Below are 21,234 nucleotides of genomic sequence, written 5' to 3' on the forward strand. Positions count from 1 at the left end.
TCATCCGTTAGAAAGCAGTACCTGCCCGTTTCCCCAGCGGGCTTTTTTTTGCCTGTCACAAAATAATCCGCCGTTTCGTTGTCCAACCGTCATGGCTGAGGCTGTTTGGCGTACACTCGCGCCCGCGCGCACCGGCCATTTCTCCCCGATGCGGCATTCTTGAGGTTTCTATCATGCGTTTGACTTTGTCCACCTTGGTACTTGGGCTGCTGGTTGCCCAAGGCGCGATGGCCGCCGGCGACGGTACCGCTGCAGTCGGCGGTGGTCTGGGCGGTGTGTTGGGCAATGTGGTCGGCCAGCAGATGGGCGGCAGCACAGGCGCCGCGATCGGCGCGGGTGTCGGCGGCGCAGCCGGCAGCGCCGTGGGCGCGCGCAAGGGCAGCCGCACGGAAGCCGCCATCGGCGGTGGCCTGGGGTCGGCAGGTGGTTCGATCGTCGGTAACCGTCTGGGCGGCTCCACCGGTTCCACCATCGGCGCTGGCGTTGGCGGCGCGGCGGGCGGCGCGTTGGGTAGCAACCTGTCCAATGACAACGACGGTCACTCCGGCGGCAAGAAGCACAAGTACAAGCACAAGAGAAATCATCGTTAAGCGGATGCTTGGATGAAAAGACCCGGCCTGGTGCCGGGTTTTTTATTGACCTGCCATTCCCGTGAACAGGGCCCCTGAACATTTCTCCGGAACGATTGCCGCCCCCCCACCTCAAATTCATACATCCATCAGCGATTGCGAGGTGTGCCATGACGCCGGAAACCGAAGGCAAGGAAGAAAAAGGCCCTACGGGCGTGCCTTTCATCAACGATCCGGGCCCCAACGACCCGGGCAATGAAGACCCCGGTTCCCTGATGGATGACGCCCAGGTGCCCTTGCTCGACGATGAAGACGTTGAACTTGAGGACGAATCCTACGAGTGAAGGCGTTCAAACTGATCGTCCGCGTTCTCTAGGCTGCAGGACAGGTGCGTGCACCTGTCAGGAGATTGTATGACTGCCGATTCCCCCGTTCCCAATGACGAAGAAACCCCGGAGTACCCGCTGCCATCGCCCACCAATCCGTTGAGCCGTGACCAGCTCCCGCCCGATGACGAGGCGGGCGTCGAACAGGTACCCAGCGACGACGAGGACGTCGAAGCGACTCCGGATGATCCGGACATCGCCGGTGACGACGCCTCTGGCACGCCGAGCTGATCCACGGGGCCGCCTGTCGATTCAGTGGCACCATCGCCCCGCCCCGCGTGCCAGACATCAGGTAAGCATCTTGAAAAGGAGACTCACCATGATGAAGTCCAACATGACAGCTCTGACACTCGCCGGAATTCTTTCCGTCAGTTCATTAGCCGCTTTCGCACAATCTTCGAGCGGCACGCCCCCCGTGGACAAGGGCGGGATGCCACCTTCCTCGGAAATGGAAGCCGGCTCCAATTCCGGTGCCAGCGGGAACGCCTTGCCTCCGGGCTCTGTAGGCGGCGGCAATGGCGGCGATGCCAGCGGCAGCAGCACCAGCCCCGGCACGGGCAGCGGTTCGCTGAGCGGCGGCAGCACGATGGGCGGTGACGACGCGGGCGGTGGGACCAACGGCGGAAGCGGTAGCAGTGACGGCGGGGGCAGCTCGGGCGGCAGTGGTTCGGGGGCGGGCGGCTCCGGCAGCTCAAGCCAGTAGCCGTCCGGTCATCATCCAACACCGATCCACCTCTGTGTTGAGCAAGAAAACTCGCTCCCGCTGGGTCCCATGGGCGCTGTGTAGGAGCCGTGTAGGAGCTGTCGAGTGCAACGAGGCTGCGATCTTTCCCCAGACACTTGAATCTCAAGCGAAAGATCAAAAGATCGCAGCCTTCGGCAGCTCCTACAGTGCACAACCGAGCCGTAAGCCACTCGATTTCCCATTGCCGGTTCCAAGCCCCCTTCGTTATCCTGCTGAATCCTTTAAGGCGAACACGCTGCCCTGGCCGCACCTGAGCCATCCCTGGAATGTTGTGTTGATAACGGATCAGATGCGATGAATGCACCGCTGAAAGAGTTTGGCCCGATCAAGGCTGTGATTTTCGACATGGATGGACTGTTGCTGGACACCGAGGGGATCTACACCGAGGTCACCTCCATCATCGCCGAGCGCTACGGGCGCACGTTCGATTGGAGCGTCAAGCAGAACATCATCGGGCGCGGGGCCACGGACCTGGCCAATTACGTCGTCCAGGCCCTGGAGTTGCCGATCACTCCCCAGGAGTTCCTGGTCATCCGTGAGCCCTTGATGCGCGAGCGTTTTCCTCATGCCCTGGGCATGCCCGGCGCCGAGGAACTGGTGCGGCATCTCAAGGCTCACAACATTCCCATTGCGGTAGGCACCAGTTCGTCGAGCCCTACGTTCGCGCTGAAAACCACCTTGCACCGGGACTGGTTCGCGCTGTTCGATTGCATCGTGACAGCGGACGACCCTGAAGTTGGTGCGGCGAAACCGGCACCGGATATCTTCCTCACCGCCGCCCGGCGCCTGGGTGTCGAGCCGCGCGATTGCCTGGTGTTCGAGGATTCGCCGTTCGGCGTGACAGCCGCGAAAGCCGCTGGCATGACCGCCATCGCCATTCCGGACTCGGCCATGGCGGACGAAAAATACGCCCATGCCGACGGGATCATCCGCTCCTTGCGAATGTTCCAGCCAAGCCTTTGCGGTCTGCCGGAGTTGGAGTGGGCCTGACAGCGAAGGGCTGCTGCGCAGCCCCGCGGCAGCAAGCGCCCTCGCCACAATGATCGGCTCGGATCAGGCGCCGAAACCACCATCGATGGTCAGGCTGGCGCCGGTGATATAGCCGGCTTCCGGCCCTGCCAGGTAGGCGACGAAACTGGCGATTTCATTGACATTGCCGTAGCGCCCGACGGCCATCAGCGACAACAGGCTGGAGGCGAAGTCGCTGTCGGCCGGGTTCATGTCGGTGTCCACCGGGCCGGGCTGCACGTTGTTGACGGTGATGCCGCGCGGGCCGAGGTCGCGGGCCAGGCCTTTGGTCAGGCCCACCAGTGCGGATTTGCTCATGGCGTAGGTCGCGCCGCCGACGAAGGGCATGCGGTCGGCGTTGGTGCTGCCGATGTTGATGACCCGGCCACCTTCGCCCATGTGCCGCGCTGCCGCCTGGGTGGCGACGAACACGCTGCGCACGTTGACGGCCAGGGTCTGGTCGAAATCTTCGAGTTTGAATTCATCCAGCGGCCCCATGGCCAGCACGCCCGCGTTATTGACCAGGATGTCCAGCCGCCCGAACGCTTCGACGGTGGCGGCGACGGCGTTACGGACGGCGTCGGCGTCGGCGCTGTCCGCCTTGATTGCCAAGGCCTTGCCGCCCGCTGCGGTGATGCTGTTCTGCAGTTCTTCGGATTTTGCGCCAGAGCTGACGTAGGTGAAGGCCACGGCGGCGCCTTCTGCGGCAAGACGTTTGACGATGGCGGCGCCGATGCCGCGAGAACCGCCCTGGATCAAGGCGACTTTACCGTTCAGTGCTTGGGTACTCATGATGTTCTCCAAAAAGTGCCGGGGCGAGGTGCCGCGGTGATGGAGCGAGTATCAAGAAGACGTCATGGGCTGTGTAGACCGTCATTGCTATAGTCTGTCTAAACCAAAAGTTTAGAGTGGGGCTCATGGAGACCTTCAACAGTATCGAATGCTTTGTGCGCAGCGCCGAAGTCGGTAGCTTTGCCGAAGCGGCGCGACGCTTGAGCGTGACCCCGGCGGCGGTGGGCAAAAGCGTCGCCAAGCTGGAGGCGCGGATGGGGGTGCGCCTGTTCCAGCGCAGCACCCGCAGCCTGAGGCTGACCGAAGCCGGCCAGTTGTTCCTGAGGGAAGTCGGCAGCAGCTTCAACACCATCCAGAACGCCGTCGCCAACCTGGCCAGCGCCGGTGGGCAACCGGCGGGAACGCTGAAGGTGAGCATGGGCACGGCGTTCGGTCGCTTGTATGTCGTGCCGTTACTGGGGGAATTTCTGCGGCGCTACCCGGCGATCAACCCGGATTGGCATTTCGATAACCGCCAGGTAGACCTGATCGGCCAGGGTTTCGATGCCGCCATCGGCGGTGGTTTCGAGCTGCCCCAAGGCGTGGTGGCGCGCAAGCTGACGGTGGCTCATCGGGTGCTGGTCGCGTCCACGGACTACCTGAACACTCACGCTGCATTGGTGGAGCCGGAAGATCTGGCGCAGCACCAGGGCATCCTGATTCGCTCGCCACAAACCGGTCGCGTGCGTTCCTGGCAACTGACCAGCCGAACCCAGCAACACAGCCCGCTCATGCTCAAGACCCGCATGACCATGAGCGATTCGGAAGCCGACTGCGCGGCCGCGGCCCAAGGGCTGGGCATCGGGCTGGTGAGCATGCCGGTGGCCGTGCCCTACCTGGAGTCCGGCGCGCTGCAACGGGTGCTGCCGGACTGGTACGTCGATGACGGCAATATCTCCATTTACTACGCCGAGCATAAGTTGCTGCCGGGCAAGACCCGGGCGTTCGTGGATTTCATCATCGAGCAGTTTGCCGAGCAGGGGTTGGCGCGGCGGTTCAGTGCGGTTTGAGTTGGGCTCTGGACCGAGGTGCCTCGAATCGCGAGCAGGCTCGCTCCCACAGGGTGGGCGGTGTTCACAAAACTGCTGATCCCTCATCAACTGTGGGAGCTAGCCTGCTCGCGATTAGGGGCACCTCGGTCCAACCTGTGAACTCACCGCCCAAACCGCCCCGGCCAGCCAATGATGGTCTTGGGCCGAGGCGTGGCGTAGGTGCGCACTTTCGAGGTCGACAACCCCAGCCGCACCAGCGACTCGGCAATGGTCACCGCCGCCGTTACGCCATCGACCACCGGCACCCCGGTGCGCTGGCGGATCTGCTCATCGAGCCCGGCCATGCCGCCGCAGCCCAGGCAGATCACTTCGGCCTTGTCCTGGCTGACCGCCAGTTCGGCCTGGTGCACGATGGCCTCGACCGCCCGTTGCGGGTCTTGCTCCAGTTCCAGCACCGCCAGGCCGCTGGCCCGTACCGAGGCGCAGCGGTCGAACAGGCCGGACAGCTTGAGCCGGTCTTCGATCAGCGGCACGGTGCGGTCCAGGGTGGTGACCACCGAATAAGCGTGACCGAGGAACATGGCGGTACTGGCGCCGGCATCGGTGATGTCCACCACCGGCACGTTCAGCAGTTCTTGCAGACCTTCGCGGCCATGCTCGCCGTAGCCGGCCTGGATCACCGCGTCGAACGGCTGGTCGTAGGACATCACCCGGTCCATCACCGCAATGGCCGCCAAGTAACTTTCAAAATTGCCCTCGATGGAATCGGCACCGAAATGCGGCGTGAGCCCGACGATCTCTGTGCCCGGCGCGGCCACGGCCTGGGCCTGGCGGGCGATGGCCTGGGTGATGGATTCGGTGGTGTTGACGTTGACCACGAGAATTCGCATGAGCTGTCCTCCTTGATGCATGAAAGTAAGCGGCCCGTACCGGCCGGGCCGTTTGAGGGATCAATGATGAACGTTATCCACAGCGATGGATTCGCCGCTGACGTCGTCGTAATACGGTTCGCGCTTGGCGATGATCAGGTACAGCAGCCCTGCAATCGAAGCGCCAATCAGCCAGGAAAACGGTGAGACGGCGTCAAAACCGGGCACCAGGGCCAGGATGATGGCGATCAGCGCGGCCGGAATGAACGCCGCCACCGCACGCAGGTTGACCCCATTGCTGTAGAAATACGCACCGTTCGGGTCCTCGCTGTACAGTTGCGGCACGTTGATGCGGCCTTTTCGCAGCAGCCAGTAGTCGACCATGATCACCCCGTACAGCGGCCCGAGCAGGGCGCCGAGACCGGACAGGAAATACACGATCACCAGTGGGCTGTTGTACAGGTTCCACGGCAGGATCAGCACGGCAATGGCGGCGCTGATCAGCCCGGCGCGGCGAAAGGTCAGGTACTTGGGCGCCAGGTTGCTGAGCACGAACGCCGGGGCGACGAAGTTGGCCATGATGTTCACCGCCACGGTGACGATCAGGAAGGCCAGGCAGCCCAACACCAGAAGGAACGTGTTGGGGATCGAGGCGACGACCTGGGTCGGGCTTTCGATGATTTGCCCGTTGATCTGGAACTGCGCACCGCAGAGCAGGATGGTGATCCCGGCAAACACCAGGATGTTCACCGGCAGGCCCCAGAAATTGCCGACGATGATGGTTCGGCGGCACGGCGAGGAGCGGGCGAAGTCGCAGAAATTGAGGATCAAGGTGCCGTAGATCGACAGCCACAGCGCGCCGCCGGCAAAGATATTGCGCCACATTTCGCCACCGGTCAGCGGCTCGCGGATCGACCAGGCTATGGTGGCGCCGGCCTGGGTGTACATCCAACCGGCCAGGGCCGCGACGGTCACCAGGATCACCGGGCCGGCGAAACCTTCATAACGGCGCACCGTCTCCATGCCGTAGGCCAGGATCACCAGTTGCACGAACCAGATCGCCACGAAACACACCCAGCCCAGGCTCGACAGGCCGAGGATCGAGTCGCGGTCGTAGTCGGCGAAGCCCGGGTGGACCGCCACCAGCAACACGCGGAACACCACCGACGCCAGGTAGGTCTGGATTCCGAACCAGGCAATCGCAATGACCGCCCTGATCAACGCAGGAATCTGCGCGCCGTGGATCCCGAAGCTGATCCGGCTGATCACCGGGAACGGCACGCCGGTTTTCTGACCCATGTAGCCGGACAGGTTCATGAAGCCATACACCAGTGCCGCGCCTATCCCCAGGGACAGCAAGATCTGCCAGCCACCCAGCCCCAGGGCATAGAGGCCGATGGCGAAGGAATAGTTGGCGATGTTGTGCACGTCGTTGGTCCACAGGGCAAAGATGCTGTAGCGGCCCCAGCGGCGACCTTCGGCCTTGGTGGGCGCCAGGTCCTTGTTGTGCAGCCTCGGGCTCAAGGCCAGTGAGACTGCGGCGTTGTCATCGGGGGCAGTGGTGGAGGAGGGCAGATCCAGCGCGATGTTATTGGAGAAACTTGTACGCATTCCGGCAGGCTCCTGATTCTCGGCGCTGCGATGACTGTGCATGAGCGCGGGGCTCGACAAATCTTCGTCGCGGCGGGCGAGTATCATTGGTTACGGGGCATCTGCAGCCTGTACGGGATAGGGCGCTTCAGGCTTGCGGATCTAAAGTGTGTGTATGTTTTATAAATGTTGTATACAAAACACTTGTCGACTAAAGCCAGATTTATGCCACTTGTGGATCTATCCACCGTGGCACTAATTTCGTTTCGTTATGATCTTTGAATAACTTGCTGAAATACGTAGATTTAAAGCTGACCATTTAAACAGGTATTTATTTTCTGGCGAACGCCAGCGAAGGAAGGACGCCAGTTGGGGCGGGGAATTGAGTGTAACTTTTTGGGGCAGTAACGACATAAGTGCACACAAAAATGCCACTTGTGGTGACATTTTTGTGTACAGAGAGTGGCGAGTGCTTAGACGGTCTTGGATTTGGCGATGATGTTTCCGGCGTGCAGCCCGCATTCTTTCTGCGTGGCTTCTTCCCACCACCAACGGCCTTCACGTTCGTGCTGGTTCGGCAGCACCGGGCGGGTGCAGGGTTCGCAGCCGATGCTGATGAAGCCGCGTTCATGCAGGCTGTTGTAAGGCAGTTCGAGCATGCGGATGTAGCCCCAGACTTCTTCGCTGGTCATCTGCGACAGCGGGTTGAACTTGTACAGGGTGCGCTCCGGGGTGGAAAACGCCGTGTCGATTTCCAACACGGCCACCTGGCTGCGGGTGCCGGGGCTCTGGTCGCGGCGCTGGCCGGTGGCCCAGGCGCGGACATCGGTCAGCTTGCGGCGCAGCGGCTCGATCTTGCGGATGCCGCAGCACTCGCCGTGACCGTCCTTATAGAAACTGAACAGGCCTTTTTCCTTCACGAAGGGTTCGAGTTTCGTGTAGTCCGGCGAGACCAGTTCGATGTCGATCTTGTAGTGCTCGCGCACCTGATCGATGAAGCGATAGGTCTCCGGGTGCAGGCGACCGGTGTCGAGGCTGAACACCTTGACGTTCTTGTTCAGTTTCCAGGCCATGTCCACCAGCACCACGTCTTCGGCACCGCTGAACGATATCCACAGCTCGTCGCCGAATTCGGCGAAGGCCAGCTTGAGGATGTCCTGGGGGGACTTGTTGGCATAGGTCGTGGCGAGTTCCACGACGTCGAACGATGGGCTCATCAGGGCGGTTTCCTACAGGTCGGTGGCGCTGGGCGCTCTATATGGGGCTGATGGTAACAAAAGCTGTCGGGGCTGGCGCGCTCCTGTGCGTTGCGCGGGCTCTGGCGAATGGCTAGAGTCGGCAAGCCTTTTATTCGCTCAACCGATAAACATCAGAAAAAATGGGAGTGTCTTGTGGAAATTGCCTGTCTCGACCTGGAAGGTGTGCTGGTCCCGGAGATCTGGATCGCCTTTGCCGAAAAAACCGGGATTGAATCCCTCAGGGCAACCACTCGGGACATCCCCGACTACGACGTGCTGATGAAGCAACGGTTGCGCATCCTTGATGAGCATGGTCTCAAGCTCTCCGACATCCAGGAAGTCATCGCCACCCTCCAGCCGCTGGACGGCGCCATCGAGTTCGTCGACTGGCTGCGCGAGCGCTTCCAGGTGGTGATTCTTTCCGACACGTTCTACGAATTTTCCCAACCCTTGATGCGCCAGCTGGGCTTCCCGACGTTGCTCTGCCATCGCTTGATTACCGATGACAGCGGGCGGGTGACGGGGTACCAGTTGCGTCAGAAAGATCCCAAGCGCCAGTCGGTTCTGGCTTTCAAGAGCCTGTACTACCGAGTGATTGCGGCGGGGGATTCCTATAACGACACCACGATGCTGGGCGAAGCTGACGCCGGGATTCTGTTCCATGCGCCGGAGAACGTGATCCGTGAGTTCCCGCAATTCCCGGCGGTGCACACGTTTGCCGAGTTGAAGCAGGAATTCATCAAGGCTTCGAACCGCGATCTCAGCCTGTAAGTAAAAAAACTGTGGGGGCGAGCTTGCTCGCGATAGCGGTGTGCCAGTCGGCTCAAATGCTGCTGATCCAACGCAATCGCGAGCAAGCTCGCTCCCACAGGGGGTATAGCGCCAGTCTGTGGGAGCAAGGCTTGCCCGCGATGCTTTTAGAGGTTCTGCAAGGTTTCCAGCAACACCCGAACCTTGGTAATCGACTCCTGATACTCGGCCTCCCAGTCCGAATCCGCGACAATCCCGCCGCCGCCCCAGCAGCACACCTGCCCATCCTTGACCAGTAAACTGCGGATGGCGATGGAGCTGTCCATTTCCCCGCGCACGTCCAGGTACAGCAACGAGCCGCAATACAGCCCGCGCCGGGTCGGTTCGAGTTCGTCGATGATTTGCATGGCGCGGATTTTCGGCGCGCCGGTGATCGAGCCGCCGGGGAAGCTGCCGGCGATCAGGTCCAGGGCGTCCTTGTCGTCGGCCAGTTCGCCGGTCACGCTGCTGACCAGGTGATGCACGTTCGGGTAGCTTTCCAGGCTGAACAACTCCGGCACCCGCACCGAGCCGATACGACAGGTGCGGCCCAAGTCGTTGCGCAGCAGGTCGACGATCATCAGGTTTTCCGCCCGGTCCTTGGGGCTGGCCAGCAGTTCGGCGGCGTGGGCCGCGTCTTCCTCGGGCGTCGTGCCGCGGGGGCGGGTGCCCTTGATCGGCCGGGTTTCCACCTGGCCTTCGCTGACCCTGACAAAGCGTTCGGGCGACAGGCTCAGCACCGCGCCGCCCTCCGGCAGGCTCTGGAAGCCGGAGAACGGTGTCGGGCAAGCCGTCCGCAATGCCTGGTAAGCGGCCCAGGCATCACCCTGGCAGGGCGCGCGGAAGCGTTGGGCGAAGTTGACCTGATAGCAGTCGCCGGCCTGGATGTACGCCTGGATACGTTCGAACGCCTGTCGGTAGGCTTCGGCACTGAGGTCCGGCGTCATCGGTCCTTCAAGGCTGAACGAGGGAGCGGCGGCGGTGGTCGGCTGGCTGAACAGCGCGATCAGGCGTTGGCGTTCGTCTTCGCCACAATGGGGATGGAACACCAGTTGGCTGGTGCCCGCCTGGTGGTCGCTGATCAAAGCCCAGTCGTACACGCCAAAACGTGCATCGGGCAGTCGCAGGTCGTCCTGGGCGTGGGACGGCAGGGTTTCGAGGTGTCGACCGAAGTCGTAGCTCAAGTAGCCGATCAGGCCGCCGGCAAAGGGCAATTGCACCGTGGCCGGCAGTACCGCGTCGCCCAGTTGCGTCAGCTGAATGCGCAGGCGCTGCAGGAAATCGCTGCCGCTCTCGTTCGGCAACACCGCCAATTGTGCCAGCGGCCAGGCGCTGAGCAGGTCGTAACGCCCACGCTCGGCACTCGGCCGGCCACTGTCGAGCAGCACGCTGCCCGGGGCATGACGGATCGCCGCGAAATACTCGGCGGGGTTGGTGCGGTAGGGCAGCGGGTGTACGGAGCAGGTTGGCATGGGCGGGGCGGGTCAGCCATTCAGGCGGGGGAGCGATTGTAATCCCCTGTAGGATTTGCTCCTAGGGGGATGTCGGAGATGAGCAAATTAACGGTAGGAGAGAAACCTGTGGGAGCAAAGCTTGCTCGCGATGCAGGCGCCCCAAGCCCCAGGATCTCATGATCTTCATCGCGGGCAAGCCTTGCTACCACAGGCTGTTCCCCACAGGTTGTTGCCTTCAGGGATCACCCTTCAACTGGCGGAATATGCCCAAACAGCTCCTGGGCAAACGCCACGCGTTCTTCCGCGGTTTCGATAACGCCCCGTTCCTTGAGTTCTTCCAGGCGGGCTTCCACCGCGTGGGTGCGCAGGGTCAGGCCGCAGTCGTTGGCGATCTGGATGTTCAGGCCCGGTCGGGCATTCAGTTCCAGGATCAACGGCCCTTTCTCCTGGTCCAGCACCATGTCGACGCCGATGTAGCCCAGCCCGCACAGTTCATAGCAACCGGCGGCCAGCTTCATGAAACCGTCCCAGTAGGGCAGCTGCACGCCGTCCACCGCGTTGGTGGTGTCGGGGTGTTTGGTGATGATGTTGTTCAGCCAGGTGCCGCGCAGGGTCAGGCCCGTGGCGAGGTCGACGCCCACGCCGATGGCGCCCTGGTGCAGGTTGGCCTTGCCGCCGGACTGTCGGGTTGGCAGCCGCAGCATGGCCATCACCGGATAGCCCATCAGCACGATGATGCGGATGTCCGGCACGCCCTCGTAGCTGATGCTCTTGAAGATCTGGTCCGGCGTCACGCGGTACTCGATCAGCGCCCGGTCACGGTGCCCGCCCAAGGAATACAGGCCTGTGAGGATGCTGGAGACATGGTGCTCGATTTCCTCATGGCTGATGATCTTGCCGGACACCGTGCGGTAGCGGCCTTCGAAGCGGTCGGCGATGACGATGATGCCGTCGCCGCCAGCGCCCTGGGCCGGCTTGATCACGAAGTCGGTGCGCCCGCCGATGATGTCGTCGAGCTTGTCGATTTCTTTCTCGGTGGAGATCACCCCGTACAGCTCCGGCACATGGATGCCGGCGGCGATGGCCCGTTCCTTGGTGATGATCTTGTCATCGACGATGGGGTACAGGCTGCGCTTGTTGTACTTGAGCACGTAATCGGCGTTACGCCGATTGATGCCCATGATGCCCCGGGCTTCCAGGGCCTTCCAGGTCTTCCAGAAGCCGAACATCAGGAGTCTGCCTTGAGGAAGGCCTTGAACCGCACCAGCTCGGTCAGGCGGTAGCCGCGATAACGTCCCATGGCCAGCATGAAGCCCACCAGGATCAGCAGGATCGCCGGGAAGGTGAACACGAAGTACACCAGTTCCGGCACGCTCATGATCAGGTGCGCCAGGGACGCGGCGAACAAGGTGCCGATGGCGACTTTCATCGCGTGGCCGGCGCCGCGCTCTTCCCAGGTGATGGACAGGCGTTCGATGGTCATGGTCAGGATCACCATCGGGAACAGCGCCACCGACAAGCCGCGCTCCAGGCCCAGCTTATGGCTGAACAGGCTGATGGCGGCGATCAGCACCACCACGAACGTCAGCACCACCGAGAGCCTTGGCAGCATCTGCAGCTTGAGGTGTTCCAGGTAGGAACGCAGCGACAGGCCCAGCGTGGTGATCACCGTGAACAGGATGATGCCGAAGCCCAACTGGGTCTCACGGAAGGCCAGCGCGATCAGCACCGGGGTAAAGGTCCCGAGGGTTTGCAGGCCGATCAGGTTGCGCAGTATCAGGATCACCAGCACGCCGATCGGGATCATTACCATGATCATGAAGGTTTGCTGGGTTTGCAGCGGCAGGCCGTAGAGCGAGTATTCGAGGAAGTTGGCGTCGGTGTTCTCGTCCGTCAGCTTGGCCAGGCGAATGGCGTTCATTTCGCTGTTGTTCATGCTGAAGGTGACGGTGGCTTTCTTGCCGCCATCGACGGTGATCAGGTTTTCATCGCCGGTCCACCACAGCAGGCGGTCGGTGGGCAGGCCCTGTTCGCCGGAGTCCGGGTTGAAATACAGCCAGTCGGTGCCGTTGAAGCTGCGCAGCCACAGCTCGGGCGTCTGCGGCTGGTCGGCCACCAGGCGGATGGTGTGGACCTTTTCCACCGGCACGTGGGCGATGGACAGCACCAGTTCGACGATCCTGGCCTTGTTGGCCGAGGAAGGATCACCGGCCAGCAACAGCTTGACGTTGTCGTCGTTGAGGTTGTTGACCCGCTTGATCGCTTCGCTGATGAACGTCTCGACGTCGGCCGAGTGCTGGCGGATCGGCGCGAGCAGGGCTTCGGCGGCCAGTTTCTCCGGGCCTTCGACGGCGATGCTGTCGCGGAAGGTCGGACCCTTGACCTTGGTTTTCTCGGCGCTGTAGCGCTTGGTCAGCACCAGGCGGTAGTAAAGGGTCTGGTTGCCCTTGGCGCGACGGGCTGACCAGGTCACTTTGCGGTTACCGTCGACCCGGTTCACCGCCACGCCGTAATTATTGGAAATGAAACTCTCGTTGAGGCTCACGTAGTCGCGGCTCAGGGGCGGCACGAACATCTGGATCTTCACCGGGTCCTTGGCGTTGGGCACGAATTCGACCTTGGCGTCGATGTTCCACAAATCGTCGGTGGCGTCTTCGGTGACCGGGATGCCGAGCACGAAAATCTGATAGGCCGTCACCGACAGGCCCAGCACCACCAGGATGGCGATCAGCATTTTCAGATGGAGGGTAAGGGAGCGCATTGGAATTACTCTGCGGTTTGAGCGGCATTGGCGCAGGCGGGTTTGCCGGCAGCGTATTTAAGACTGGGGTCGACCAGCGCGTCGAAGCGCTTGAGCGCCTCGGAGCCGATCAGCAACGGGTATTGGAAGGCGCTGCGGTCGGTCAGGTTCACTTCGATGCTGCGCAAGGCCGAGCCCATGCAGATGTCCAGTTCGATGACCGGCCGGGCCGTGTATTTCTTGCCTTCTTCCGGGTCGTAGTCACCGGCGCGGCGCTTGATCTTGCTGACCCGGGCCAGCGGACGTTCGATGGGGTGCGAGTGGGCGGCGTCGATGGCCAGGTAAAAACGCACCCAGGATTCGCCATTGCGCTTGAAGCGCTTGATGTCCCGGGCGCTGAGGGATGCGGTCTTGGCGCCGGTGTCGAGCTTGGCGGCGACCTCCAGGTCGATACCCTGCAGGGCGGCGTATTCGTTGAGGCCGTACACGGTTTTTTCACCCGCCACGGCAAGCCCCGGCAGGCACATGAAATAGAAAGCGGCAGATAAGGGCTTGAGTGTCATAGATCCTGGTGCGCAGCGTTCCGTTTATCGGTTCAGGCCCTGGCATTACTGCACAAGCTCCCTAGGCAGCCTTTCTCTAATAAAAGGAGAGCGGCGAATAACCGCGGCATTCTAGCACGGTGGTTTTCTGACGCCACCGCTGGCCGGAGGCTACGAGTCTTCATGCAACAGGGTTATCTTCAGGGCGTTTATTAGACGATTGTCGACAATGTTGATTTTTGTTTTGACGTAAAGGTCGTTGTTGGTTAGTTTTTGCCATATTGATTTCCAAGGTGTCGACAATATGCTCGATCAGCTCGAAACCCCGGTGATGGTCCAGGACGACTCGGAGACCCTGTCCGAGAACGTCTTCCGGCGTATCCAGGCCGCCATCGTCAAGGGCGAGATCGCCCCCGGCAGCAAGATCTCCGAGCCTGAGCTGGCGCGCACCTACGGCATCAGCCGCGGGCCGCTGCGCGAGGCCATTCACCGCCTGGAAGGCCAGCGCCTGCTGGTGCGGGTGCCTCACGTCGGTGCCCGGGTGGTGTCGCTGAGCCACGCCGAGCTGCTGGAACTCTACGAAATCCGTGAATCCCTCGAAGGCATGGCCTGCCGCCTGGCGGCCGAACGCATGACCCTGGAAGAAATCGACGAACTGCGCCGGGTGCTGGAAACCCACGAGCGCGATGCGGCGTTCCAGGCCGGTGTCGGTTATTACCAGCAGGAAGGCGATTTCGACTTTCACTACCGGATTATCCAGGGCAGCGGCAACCGCACCCTGACGCAGATGCTGTGCGGCGAGCTGTACCAACTGGTGCGCATGTACCGGATCCAGTTCTCCACCACGCCCAACCGTCCGCGCCAGGCCTTTGCCGAGCACCACCGGATTCTCGATGCCATCGCCGACCGTGACGGCGAACTGGCTGAATTATTGATGCGCCGGCACATCGGCGCTTCCAAACGCAATATCGCGCGTCATTTCCAGGACAGCGCCGCCACTGAACGAGGTGAGTCATGAGCAACAGCACTCCAGGCCAGCGTTTCCGCGATGCGGTCGCCAGCGAGCATCCGCTGCAAGTGGTGGGCACGATCAACGCCAACCACGCGCTGCTGGCCAAGCGCGCCGGTTTCAAGGCGATCTACCTGTCGGGCGGCGGCGTGGCGGCCGGCTCCCTCGGCGTGCCGGACCTGGGCATCACCGGCCTGGATGACGTGCTGACCGATGTACGGCGCATCACCGATGTGTGCGACCTGCCGCTGCTGGTGGACGTGGACACCGGCTTCGGTTCCTCGGCGTTCAACGTGGCGCGCACGGTCAAGTCGATGATCAAGTTCGGCGCCGCGGCGATTCATATCGAAGACCAAGTCGGCGCCAAGCGTTGCGGCCATCGTCCGAACAAGGAAATCGTCTCCCAGCAAGAGATGGTCGACCGCATCAAGGCCGCTGTCGATGCCCGTACCGACGACAGTTTCGTGATCATGGCCCGTACCGATGCCTTGGCGGTGGAAGGCTTGGAGTCTGCCCTGGACCGCGCCGCCGCGTGCATCGAGGCCGGTGCCGACATGATTTTCCCCGAGGCCATCACCGAGCTTGAGATGTACAAGCTGTTCGCCAGCCGTGTGAAAGCGCCGATCCTGGCCAACATCACCGAATTCGGTGCGACCCCGCTGTACACCACCGAACAGCTGGCCGGTGCCGACGTGTCCCTGGTGCTGTACCCGCTGTCGGCCTTCCGGGCCATGAACAAGGCGGCCGAGAACGTCTACACCGCGATCCGCCGCGACGGCACGCAACAGAATGTCATCGACACCATGCAGACCCGCATGGAGCTTTACGATCGCATCGACTACCACACCTTCGAGCAGAAGCTCGATGCGTTGTTCGCGGCGAAGAAGTAAGGCGCGACTCCCCTACAAATTCAAGAAAATGGAGACAGCAAATGGCCGAAGCAAAAGTACTCAGTGGCGCCGGGCTCCGTGGCCAGGTGGCCGGGCAAACCGCATTGTCCACTGTGGGCCAATCGGGTGCCGGCCTGACCTATCGCGGCTACGATGTTCGCGACCTGGCGGCAGATGCACAATTTGAAGAGGTGGCCTATCTGCTGCTGTACGGCGAACTGCCGACCCAGGCACAGTTGGACGCCTACACCGGTAAACTGCGCCAGTTGCGCGACCTGCCCCAAGCCTTGAAGGAAGTGCTGGAGCGCATTCCCGCCGACGCCCACCCGATGGACGTGATGCGCACCGGCTGCTCGTTCCTGGGTAACCTGGAACCCGAGCAGGATTTTTCCCAGCAACATGACAAGACCGATCGCCTGCTGGCCGCGTTCCCGGCGATCATGTGCTACTGGTATCGCTTCAGCCATCAAGGCCAGCGCATCGAATGCGTGACCGACGAAGTGTCCATCGGTGGCCACTTCCTGCACTTGCTGCACGGCAAGAAGCCGAGCGAGCTGCACGTCAAGGTGATGAATGTCTCGCTGATCCTCTACGCCGAGCACGAATTCAACGCCTCGACCTTCACCGCCCGGGTCTGCGCCTCCACGCTGTCGGACCTGTTCTCCTGCATCACTGCCGCCATCGGCTCGCTGCGTGGCCCGTTGCATGGCGGTGCCAACGAAGCGGCGATGGAAATGATCGAGCGCTTCGGCTCACCGCAGGAGGCCATCGAAGGCACCCTCGGCATGCTCGCGCGCAAGGACAAGATCATGGGCTTCGGCCACGCGATCTATAAGGACAACGATCCGCGCAACGAGGTGATCAAGGGCTGGTCGAAAAAACTCGCCGACGAAGTGGGCGATACCGTGCTGTTCCCGGTGTCCGAAGCCATCGACAAGACCATGTGGGAACAGAAGAAGCTGTTCCCCAACGCCGATTTCTATCATGCCTCGGCGTACCACTTCATGGGCATCCCGACCAAGCTGTTCACGCCGATCTTCGTCTGCTCGCGCCTGACCGGCTGGGCCGCCCACGTGTTCGAACAACGCGCCAACAACCGCATCATCCGACCGAGCGCCGAATACACCGGCGTCGAACAGCGCAAGTTCGTGCCAATCGAACAACGCTGAGATGGAGGGCGCTGACGCAGGAGCTAAAGAACCGAAAACCCCTTTTGTGGGAGCGAGCCTGCTCGCGAATACGGACTGACATTCAACATCAATGTCGACTCATGCACCGCATTCGCGAGCAGGCTCGCTCCCACAGGGGAATGGGTTGATTTCAATGGCTGCGCCAGCCCCTTCTGAAACCACCGTGACCGAGTCCTGACGATGAACACAGAATTTCGCAAACCGCTGCCTGGCACTTCGCTGGATTATTTCGACGTTCGCGGCGCAGTGGAGGCCATCCGCCCCGGCGCCTATGACGGCCTGCCGTACACCTCCCGCGTGCTGGCGGAAAACCTGGTGCGTCGCTGCGACCCGGCCACGCTGCGCGAGTCGCTGCTGCAACTGATCGAGCGCAAGCGTGACCTGGACTTCCCCTGGTTCCCGGCCCGCGTGGTGTGCCATGACATCCTCGGCCAGACCGCCCTGGTGGACCTGGCCGGCCTGCGCGACGCCATCGCCTTGCAGGGTGGCGACCCGGCGCAGGTCAATCCGGTGGTGCCGACGCAGCTGATTGTCGACCACTCCCTGGCGGTGGAAAGCGGTGGTGCCGATCCGCAAGCCTTCGCCAAGAACCGCGCCATCGAAGACCGGCGTAACGAAGACCGCTTCCACTTCATCAACTGGACCAAGAAAGCCTTCAAGAACGTCGATGTGATTCCGCCGGGCAACGGGATCATGCACCAGATCAACCTGGAAAAAATGTCGCCGGTGATCCAGCAGCGTGACGGCGTGGCCTTCCCCGACACCTGCGTCGGCACCGACAGTCACACCCCCCACGTCGATGCCCTGGGCGTGATTGCCATCGGCGTCGGTGGCCTGGAGGCCGAAAGCGTCATGCTCGGTCGCGCCTCGTGGATGCGCCTGCCGGAAATCATCGGCGTCGAGCTGACCGGCAAGCTGCAGCCGGGCATTACCGCCACCGACATGGTGCTGGCGCTGACCGAGTTCCTGCGCAAGCAAAAAGTCGTCGGTGCCTGGCTGGAGTTTTTCGGTGAAGGCGCCAGTGCCCTGACCCTGGGTGACCGGGCGACCATTTCCAACATGGCCCCGGAATACGGCGCCACGGCGGCGATGTTCCATATCGATCAACAGACGATCGACTACCTGAAGCTCACCGGCCGCGAAGACACCCAGGTGCAGTTGGTGGAAACCTATGCCAAGCACGTGGGCCTGTGGGCCGATAGCCTCAAGGGCGCGCAGTACGAGCGTGGCCTGACCTTCGACCTGTCCTCGGTAGTCCGCAACATGGCTGGGCCGAGCAATCCCCACGCTCGGGTGGCGGTGTCGGAGCTGGCCGCCAAAGGCATTTCCGGCCGGTGGGACGATGTGCCCGGGCAAATGCCCGACGGCGCGGTGATCATCGCCGCGATCACCAGTTGCACCAACACCAGCAACCCGCGCAACGTGATCGCCGCCGGCCTGCTGGCGCGCAACGCCAACCGCCTGGGCCTGGCCCGCAAGCCGTGGGTGAAGTCGTCCCTGGCGCCGGGTTCGAAAACCGTGGCGCTGTACCTGGATGAGGCCGGCCTGACGTCCGAACTCGAGAAACTGGGCTTCGGCGTGGTGGCATTCGCCTGCACCACCTGCAACGGCATGTCAGGCGCGCTGGACCCGGTGATCCAGCAGGAAATCATCGACCGCGACCTGTACGCCACCGCCGTGTTGTCGGGCAACCGCAACTTCGACGGGCGTATCCATCCGTACGCCAAGCAGGCGTTCCTGGCATCGCCACCCCTGGTGGTCGCATATGCCATCGCCGGGACCATCCGTTTCGACATCGAAAAAGATGTGCTGGGCGTGGTGGACGGTCGCGAGATCCGCCTCAAGGACATCTGGCCGAGCGACGAAGAAATCGACGCGGTGGTCAAGGCTTCGGTGAAGCCGGAGCAGTTCCGCCAGGTGTACATTCCGATGTTCGCCATCCAGGAAGACTCCGGGCCGAAAGTGACGCCGCTGTACGACTGGCGCCCACAAAGCACCTACATCCGTCGTCCGCCGTACTGGGAAGGGGCGTTGGCCGGTGCGCGGCCGCTCAAGGGCATGCGCCCGCTGGCGGTGCTGCCGGACAACATCACCACCGACCATTTGTCGCCGTCCAACGCCATCATGCTGGACAGCGCCGCTGGCGAGTACCTGGCGAAAATGGGCCTGCCGGAAGAGGACTTCAACTCCTACGCGACCCACCGTGGCGACCACCTGACCGCGCAGCGCGCCACCTTCGCCAACCCGAAACTGTTCAACGAAATGGTCCAGGAAAACGGCAAGGTCAAGCAGGGCTCCCTGGCCCGTGTCGAGCCGGAAGGCAAGGTCATGCGCATGTGGGAGGCCATCGAGACCTACATGGAGCGCAAGCAGCCGCTGATCATCATTGCCGGTGCCGACTACGGCCAGGGTTCGTCCCGGGACTGGGCGGCCAAGGGCGTGCGCCTGGCGGGTGTCGAGGCGATCGCCGCCGAAGGTTTCGAACGCATCCACCGCACCAACCTGGTGGGCATGGGCGTGTTGCCGCTGGAGTTCAAGCCGGGCACCGATCGCAAGACCCTGGGCATCGATGGCAGCGAAGTCTATGACGTGATCGGCGAACGCACGCCGCGGGCGACGCTGACCCTGGTCATCACTCGCAAGAACGGCGAGCGCGTCGAAGTGCCGGTGACCTGCCGTCTCGATACCGCCGAAGAAGTGTCGATCTACGAAGCCGGGGGCGTGCTGCAACGCTTTGCCCAGGACTTCCTGGAGTCGGCGGTGGCCGTTTAAATCGCTTGGGTGGCCCGTTCTCCGGCCATCCTTTTTTTCAGGAGTTAGAGCACATGGCTCACTCGCCTCAAATCAAGATCCCCGCGACCTACATGCGTGGCGGCACCAGCAAAGGCGTGTTCTTCAGCTTGCAGGACCTGCCCGAAGCGGCCCGCGTGCCTGGCCCGGTCCGCGATGCCCTGCTGTTGCGGGTAATCGGCAGCCCTGACCCGTATGAGAAGCAGATCGATGGCATGGGTGGCGCAACGTCCAGCACCAGCAAGACGGTGATCCTGTCCAAGAGCACCCGGGCCGACCACGATGTCGATTACCTGTTCGGCCAGGTGTCCATCGATAAGCCGTTCGTGGACTGGAGCGGCAACTGCGGCAACCTGTCGGCGGCGGTGGGGTCGTTTGCCATCAGCAGTGGTTTGGTGGCGTCCGACCGTGTTCCGCAAAACGGCGTGGCCGTGGTACGGATCTGGCAGGCCAACATCGGCAAGACCATCATCGCCCATGTGCCAATCACCGAGGGTGTGGTGCAGGAAACCGGGGACTTCGAACTCGACGGCGTGACCTTTCCAGCGGCCGAAGTGCAATTGGAATTCATGGACCCGGCGGCCGAGGAGGAGGGCGGTGGTGGCTCTATGTTTCCCACCGGCAACCTGGTGGACGACTTGGAAGTGCCCGGTGTTGGCACCTTCAAGGCGACGCTGATCAACGCGGGGATCCCGACGATTTTCATCAATGCCCGCGATGTCGGCTACACCGGCACTGAATTGCAGGGGGCGATCAACAGCGATCCCAAGGCGTTGGCGATGTTCGAAACCATTCGCGCCCACGGTGCCTTGCGCATGGGCTTGATCAAGCACCTGGACGAAGCGGCCCAGCGTCAGCACACACCGAAAGTGGCGTTTGTCGCACCGCCGGCGGATTACCTGTCCTCCAGCGGAAAAGCCGTGGCGGCGGGGGATGTCGACTTGCTGGTGCGGGCGTTGTCCATGGGCAAGCTGCACCACGCCATGATGGGCACCGCAGCCGTTGCCATCGGCACGGCCGCGGCGATTTCCGGCACCCTGGTGAACCTGGCCGCCGGCGGCATCGAACGTAGCGCTGTACGCTTCGGCCACCCCTCCGGCACCTTGCGCGTCGGTGCCGAGGCCAGCGTGGTCAACGGCGAATGGACGGTAAAAAAAGCGATCATGAGCCGCAGTGCGCGGGTGTTGATGGAAGGGTTCGTGCGAGTGCCTGGGGATGTTCTGAACTGAGTCGAAAAAACTGTGGGAGCGAGCTTGCTCGCGATGACGGTGTGTCAGCCGATACCAATGTTGAATGTGCTGGCCTCATCGCGAGCAAGCTGAACTGGCCTAATGATTTTGGACACTTCAATCGGGCGCTATGATGGCGCCCAAATCTGAGGTGTTTTTGGTTATGCGTAAATCTTACTCCAGTGAGTTCAAACTCAAAGCGGCCAGCATGGTGCTGGACGAGGGACAGTCGGTTCCCGAAGTCTGCGCCAGCCTGGATATTGGGCCCACGGCGCTTCGCCGCTGGGTCGATCAGGTTCGCAAGGAACGCTTGGGTTCGACCCCGGTGGGTACCAAGGCGATTACCGCTGATCAGCGTGAAATTCAGCAGCTC

Annotated in this window: 21 protein-coding genes; 13 read left to right on the forward strand and 8 right to left on the reverse strand. The window is 62.2% G+C overall.

The window, feature by feature from the left end; all coding sequences use genetic code 11:
- The first annotated feature begins 173 nt into the window (after positions 1 to 173).
- The 5 genes from BLQ55_RS19220 to BLQ55_RS19235 all read left to right on the forward strand — a co-directional run bounded on the left by BLQ55_RS19220 (position 174) and on the right by BLQ55_RS19235 (position 2,690).
- Positions 174 to 590, forward strand: coding sequence for a glycine zipper domain-containing protein (locus BLQ55_RS19220; protein WP_092204705.1), 417 nt, complete (start codon positions 174 to 176; stop codon positions 588 to 590).
- Between the two features lie 149 nt (positions 591 to 739).
- A complete protein-coding gene (locus tag BLQ55_RS32205; RefSeq protein ID WP_170847657.1) occupies positions 740 to 913 on the forward strand; it encodes a hypothetical protein in 174 nt (57 codons plus the stop codon).
- Positions 914 to 982: 69 nt separating this feature from the next.
- Positions 983 to 1,186: a hypothetical protein gene (locus BLQ55_RS19225; RefSeq protein WP_060741340.1), complete on the forward strand. Its 204-nt coding sequence runs from the start codon at positions 983 to 985 to the stop codon at positions 1,184 to 1,186.
- Positions 1,187 to 1,274: 88 nt separating this feature from the next.
- Complete coding sequence (locus tag BLQ55_RS19230) at positions 1,275 to 1,658, forward strand: hypothetical protein (protein ID WP_092255924.1); 384 nt, start codon at positions 1,275 to 1,277, stop codon at positions 1,656 to 1,658.
- A 336-nt stretch (positions 1,659 to 1,994) separates the two neighbouring features.
- The gene (locus BLQ55_RS19235) at positions 1,995 to 2,690 is read left to right on the forward strand and encodes an HAD-IA family hydrolase (protein WP_092255927.1); all 696 of its coding nucleotides are present in this window, start codon (positions 1,995 to 1,997) and stop codon (positions 2,688 to 2,690) included.
- 63 nt (positions 2,691 to 2,753) lie between these two features.
- On the opposite strand, the gene BLQ55_RS19240 is transcribed toward BLQ55_RS19235, so the two are convergent.
- Complete coding sequence (locus BLQ55_RS19240; protein ID WP_092255930.1) at positions 2,754 to 3,500, reverse strand: 3-oxoacyl-ACP reductase family protein; 747 nt, start codon at positions 3,498 to 3,500, stop codon at positions 2,754 to 2,756.
- A gap of 125 nt (positions 3,501 to 3,625) precedes the next feature.
- Between BLQ55_RS19240 and BLQ55_RS19245 the strand changes: the two genes are divergently transcribed.
- Positions 3,626 to 4,549: a LysR family transcriptional regulator gene (locus BLQ55_RS19245; RefSeq protein ID WP_092255932.1), complete on the forward strand. Its 924-nt coding sequence runs from the start codon at positions 3,626 to 3,628 to the stop codon at positions 4,547 to 4,549.
- A gap of 143 nt (positions 4,550 to 4,692) precedes the next feature.
- On the opposite strand, the gene BLQ55_RS19250 is transcribed toward BLQ55_RS19245, so the two are convergent.
- The 3 genes from BLQ55_RS19250 to BLQ55_RS19260 all read right to left on the reverse strand — a co-directional run bounded on the left by BLQ55_RS19250 (position 4,693) and on the right by BLQ55_RS19260 (position 8,207).
- Positions 4,693 to 5,421: an aspartate/glutamate racemase family protein gene (locus BLQ55_RS19250; RefSeq protein ID WP_092204709.1), complete on the reverse strand. Its 729-nt coding sequence runs from the start codon at positions 5,419 to 5,421 to the stop codon at positions 4,693 to 4,695.
- 60 nt (positions 5,422 to 5,481) lie between these two features.
- The gene (locus tag BLQ55_RS19255) at positions 5,482 to 7,011 is read right to left on the reverse strand and encodes an NCS1 family nucleobase:cation symporter-1 (RefSeq protein ID WP_092255935.1); all 1,530 of its coding nucleotides are present in this window, start codon (positions 7,009 to 7,011) and stop codon (positions 5,482 to 5,484) included.
- Between the two features lie 452 nt (positions 7,012 to 7,463).
- Positions 7,464 to 8,207 (reverse strand): phosphoadenylyl-sulfate reductase, encoded by a 744-nt coding sequence (locus BLQ55_RS19260; RefSeq protein ID WP_013693959.1) that lies wholly within the window; start codon positions 8,205 to 8,207, stop codon positions 7,464 to 7,466.
- Positions 8,208 to 8,381: 174 nt separating this feature from the next.
- On the opposite strand from BLQ55_RS19260, the gene thrH reads away from it, so the two are divergent.
- Positions 8,382 to 8,999 carry a bifunctional phosphoserine phosphatase/homoserine phosphotransferase ThrH gene (gene thrH, locus BLQ55_RS19265; RefSeq protein WP_092204711.1) on the forward strand — a complete coding sequence of 206 codons (618 nt, stop codon included), beginning with the start codon at positions 8,382 to 8,384 and terminating at the stop codon, positions 8,997 to 8,999.
- A gap of 146 nt (positions 9,000 to 9,145) precedes the next feature.
- Here the strand turns inward: thrH and pabB are convergent, their stop codons facing one another.
- From pabB to BLQ55_RS19285, 4 genes are all read right to left on the reverse strand, one after another.
- Positions 9,146 to 10,489, reverse strand: a complete 1,344-nt coding sequence (gene pabB / locus BLQ55_RS19270; protein WP_092255937.1) for an aminodeoxychorismate synthase component I — start codon at positions 10,487 to 10,489, stop codon at positions 9,146 to 9,148.
- A 224-nt stretch (positions 10,490 to 10,713) separates the two neighbouring features.
- Positions 10,714 to 11,700 (reverse strand): alpha-L-glutamate ligase-like protein, encoded by a 987-nt coding sequence (locus tag BLQ55_RS19275; protein WP_092168683.1) that lies wholly within the window; start codon positions 11,698 to 11,700, stop codon positions 10,714 to 10,716.
- On the reverse strand, positions 11,700 to 13,232 hold the full coding sequence (locus tag BLQ55_RS19280) for an osmotic stress tolerance membrane protein RloB (RefSeq protein ID WP_060741350.1): 1,533 nt from the start codon (positions 13,230 to 13,232) through the stop codon (positions 11,700 to 11,702). The genes BLQ55_RS19275 and BLQ55_RS19280 overlap by 1 nt, the downstream gene beginning before the upstream one ends.
- A 5-nt stretch (positions 13,233 to 13,237) precedes the next feature.
- Complete coding sequence (locus tag BLQ55_RS19285) at positions 13,238 to 13,774, reverse strand: retropepsin-like aspartic peptidase RloA (protein WP_053186065.1); 537 nt, start codon at positions 13,772 to 13,774, stop codon at positions 13,238 to 13,240.
- A gap of 283 nt (positions 13,775 to 14,057) precedes the next feature.
- Between BLQ55_RS19285 and BLQ55_RS19290 the strand changes: the two genes are divergently transcribed.
- The 6 genes from BLQ55_RS19290 to BLQ55_RS19315 all read left to right on the forward strand — a co-directional run.
- A complete protein-coding gene (locus BLQ55_RS19290; RefSeq protein WP_053186063.1) occupies positions 14,058 to 14,771 on the forward strand; it encodes a GntR family transcriptional regulator in 714 nt (237 codons plus the stop codon).
- Positions 14,768 to 15,652, forward strand: a complete 885-nt coding sequence (prpB, locus tag BLQ55_RS19295; protein WP_030137801.1) for a methylisocitrate lyase — start codon at positions 14,768 to 14,770, stop codon at positions 15,650 to 15,652. Before BLQ55_RS19290 ends, prpB begins: the two co-directional genes overlap by 4 nt.
- Positions 15,653 to 15,693: 41 nt before the next feature.
- The gene (gene prpC / locus BLQ55_RS19300; RefSeq protein ID WP_092204713.1) at positions 15,694 to 16,821 is read left to right on the forward strand and encodes a bifunctional 2-methylcitrate synthase/citrate synthase; all 1,128 of its coding nucleotides are present in this window, start codon (positions 15,694 to 15,696) and stop codon (positions 16,819 to 16,821) included.
- 201 nt (positions 16,822 to 17,022) lie between these two features.
- A complete protein-coding gene (gene acnD, locus BLQ55_RS19305; protein WP_092204714.1) occupies positions 17,023 to 19,614 on the forward strand; it encodes a Fe/S-dependent 2-methylisocitrate dehydratase AcnD in 2,592 nt (863 codons plus the stop codon).
- 53 nt (positions 19,615 to 19,667) lie between these two features.
- Entirely contained in the window at positions 19,668 to 20,861 is a 1,194-nt protein-coding gene (gene prpF, locus BLQ55_RS19310; protein WP_092255941.1) for a 2-methylaconitate cis-trans isomerase PrpF, read from the forward strand.
- Between the two features lie 163 nt (positions 20,862 to 21,024).
- Positions 21,025 to 21,234 (forward strand): transposase (locus BLQ55_RS19315; RefSeq protein ID WP_143011749.1); only part of this gene is annotated, 210 nt, incomplete at its 3' end.

It is taken from the genome of Pseudomonas sp. NFACC13-1, assembly GCF_900104425.1.
GTDB classification, from domain to species: domain Bacteria; phylum Pseudomonadota; class Gammaproteobacteria; order Pseudomonadales; family Pseudomonadaceae; genus Aquipseudomonas; species Aquipseudomonas fluorescens_AA.

What these genes read in the sequence shown, in the direction of transcription:
- BLQ55_RS19220 (WP_092204705.1), top strand. Translation starts at nt 174, where the DNA reads ATGCGTTTGACTTTGTCCACCTTGGTACTTGGGCTGCTGGTTGCCCAA.
- BLQ55_RS32205 (WP_170847657.1), top strand. Translation starts at nt 740, where the DNA reads ATGACGCCGGAAACCGAAGGCAAGGAAGAAAAAGGCCCTACGGGCGTG.
- BLQ55_RS19225 (WP_060741340.1), top strand. Translation starts at nt 983, where the DNA reads ATGACTGCCGATTCCCCCGTTCCCAATGACGAAGAAACCCCGGAGTAC.
- BLQ55_RS19230 (WP_092255924.1), top strand. Translation starts at nt 1,275, where the DNA reads ATGATGAAGTCCAACATGACAGCTCTGACACTCGCCGGAATTCTTTCC.
- BLQ55_RS19235 (WP_092255927.1), top strand. Translation starts at nt 1,995, where the DNA reads ATGAATGCACCGCTGAAAGAGTTTGGCCCGATCAAGGCTGTGATTTTC.
- BLQ55_RS19240 (WP_092255930.1), bottom strand. Translation starts at nt 3,500, where the DNA reads ATGAGTACCCAAGCACTGAACGGTAAAGTCGCCTTGATCCAGGGCGGT.
- BLQ55_RS19245 (WP_092255932.1), top strand. Translation starts at nt 3,626, where the DNA reads ATGGAGACCTTCAACAGTATCGAATGCTTTGTGCGCAGCGCCGAAGTC.
- BLQ55_RS19250 (WP_092204709.1), bottom strand. Translation starts at nt 5,421, where the DNA reads ATGCGAATTCTCGTGGTCAACGTCAACACCACCGAATCCATCACCCAG.
- BLQ55_RS19255 (WP_092255935.1), bottom strand. Translation starts at nt 7,011, where the DNA reads ATGCGTACAAGTTTCTCCAATAACATCGCGCTGGATCTGCCCTCCTCC.
- BLQ55_RS19260 (WP_013693959.1), bottom strand. Translation starts at nt 8,207, where the DNA reads ATGAGCCCATCGTTCGACGTCGTGGAACTCGCCACGACCTATGCCAAC.
- pabB (WP_092255937.1), bottom strand. Translation starts at nt 10,489, where the DNA reads ATGCCAACCTGCTCCGTACACCCGCTGCCCTACCGCACCAACCCCGCC.
- BLQ55_RS19275 (WP_092168683.1), bottom strand. Translation starts at nt 11,700, where the DNA reads ATGTTCGGCTTCTGGAAGACCTGGAAGGCCCTGGAAGCCCGGGGCATC.
- BLQ55_RS19280 (WP_060741350.1), bottom strand. Translation starts at nt 13,232, where the DNA reads ATGCGCTCCCTTACCCTCCATCTGAAAATGCTGATCGCCATCCTGGTG.
- BLQ55_RS19285 (WP_053186065.1), bottom strand. Translation starts at nt 13,774, where the DNA reads ATGACACTCAAGCCCTTATCTGCCGCTTTCTATTTCATGTGCCTGCCG.
- BLQ55_RS19290 (WP_053186063.1), top strand. Translation starts at nt 14,058, where the DNA reads ATGCTCGATCAGCTCGAAACCCCGGTGATGGTCCAGGACGACTCGGAG.
- prpB (WP_030137801.1), top strand. Translation starts at nt 14,768, where the DNA reads ATGAGCAACAGCACTCCAGGCCAGCGTTTCCGCGATGCGGTCGCCAGC.
- prpC (WP_092204713.1), top strand. Translation starts at nt 15,694, where the DNA reads ATGGCCGAAGCAAAAGTACTCAGTGGCGCCGGGCTCCGTGGCCAGGTG.
- acnD (WP_092204714.1), top strand. Translation starts at nt 17,023, where the DNA reads ATGAACACAGAATTTCGCAAACCGCTGCCTGGCACTTCGCTGGATTAT.
- prpF (WP_092255941.1), top strand. Translation starts at nt 19,668, where the DNA reads ATGGCTCACTCGCCTCAAATCAAGATCCCCGCGACCTACATGCGTGGC.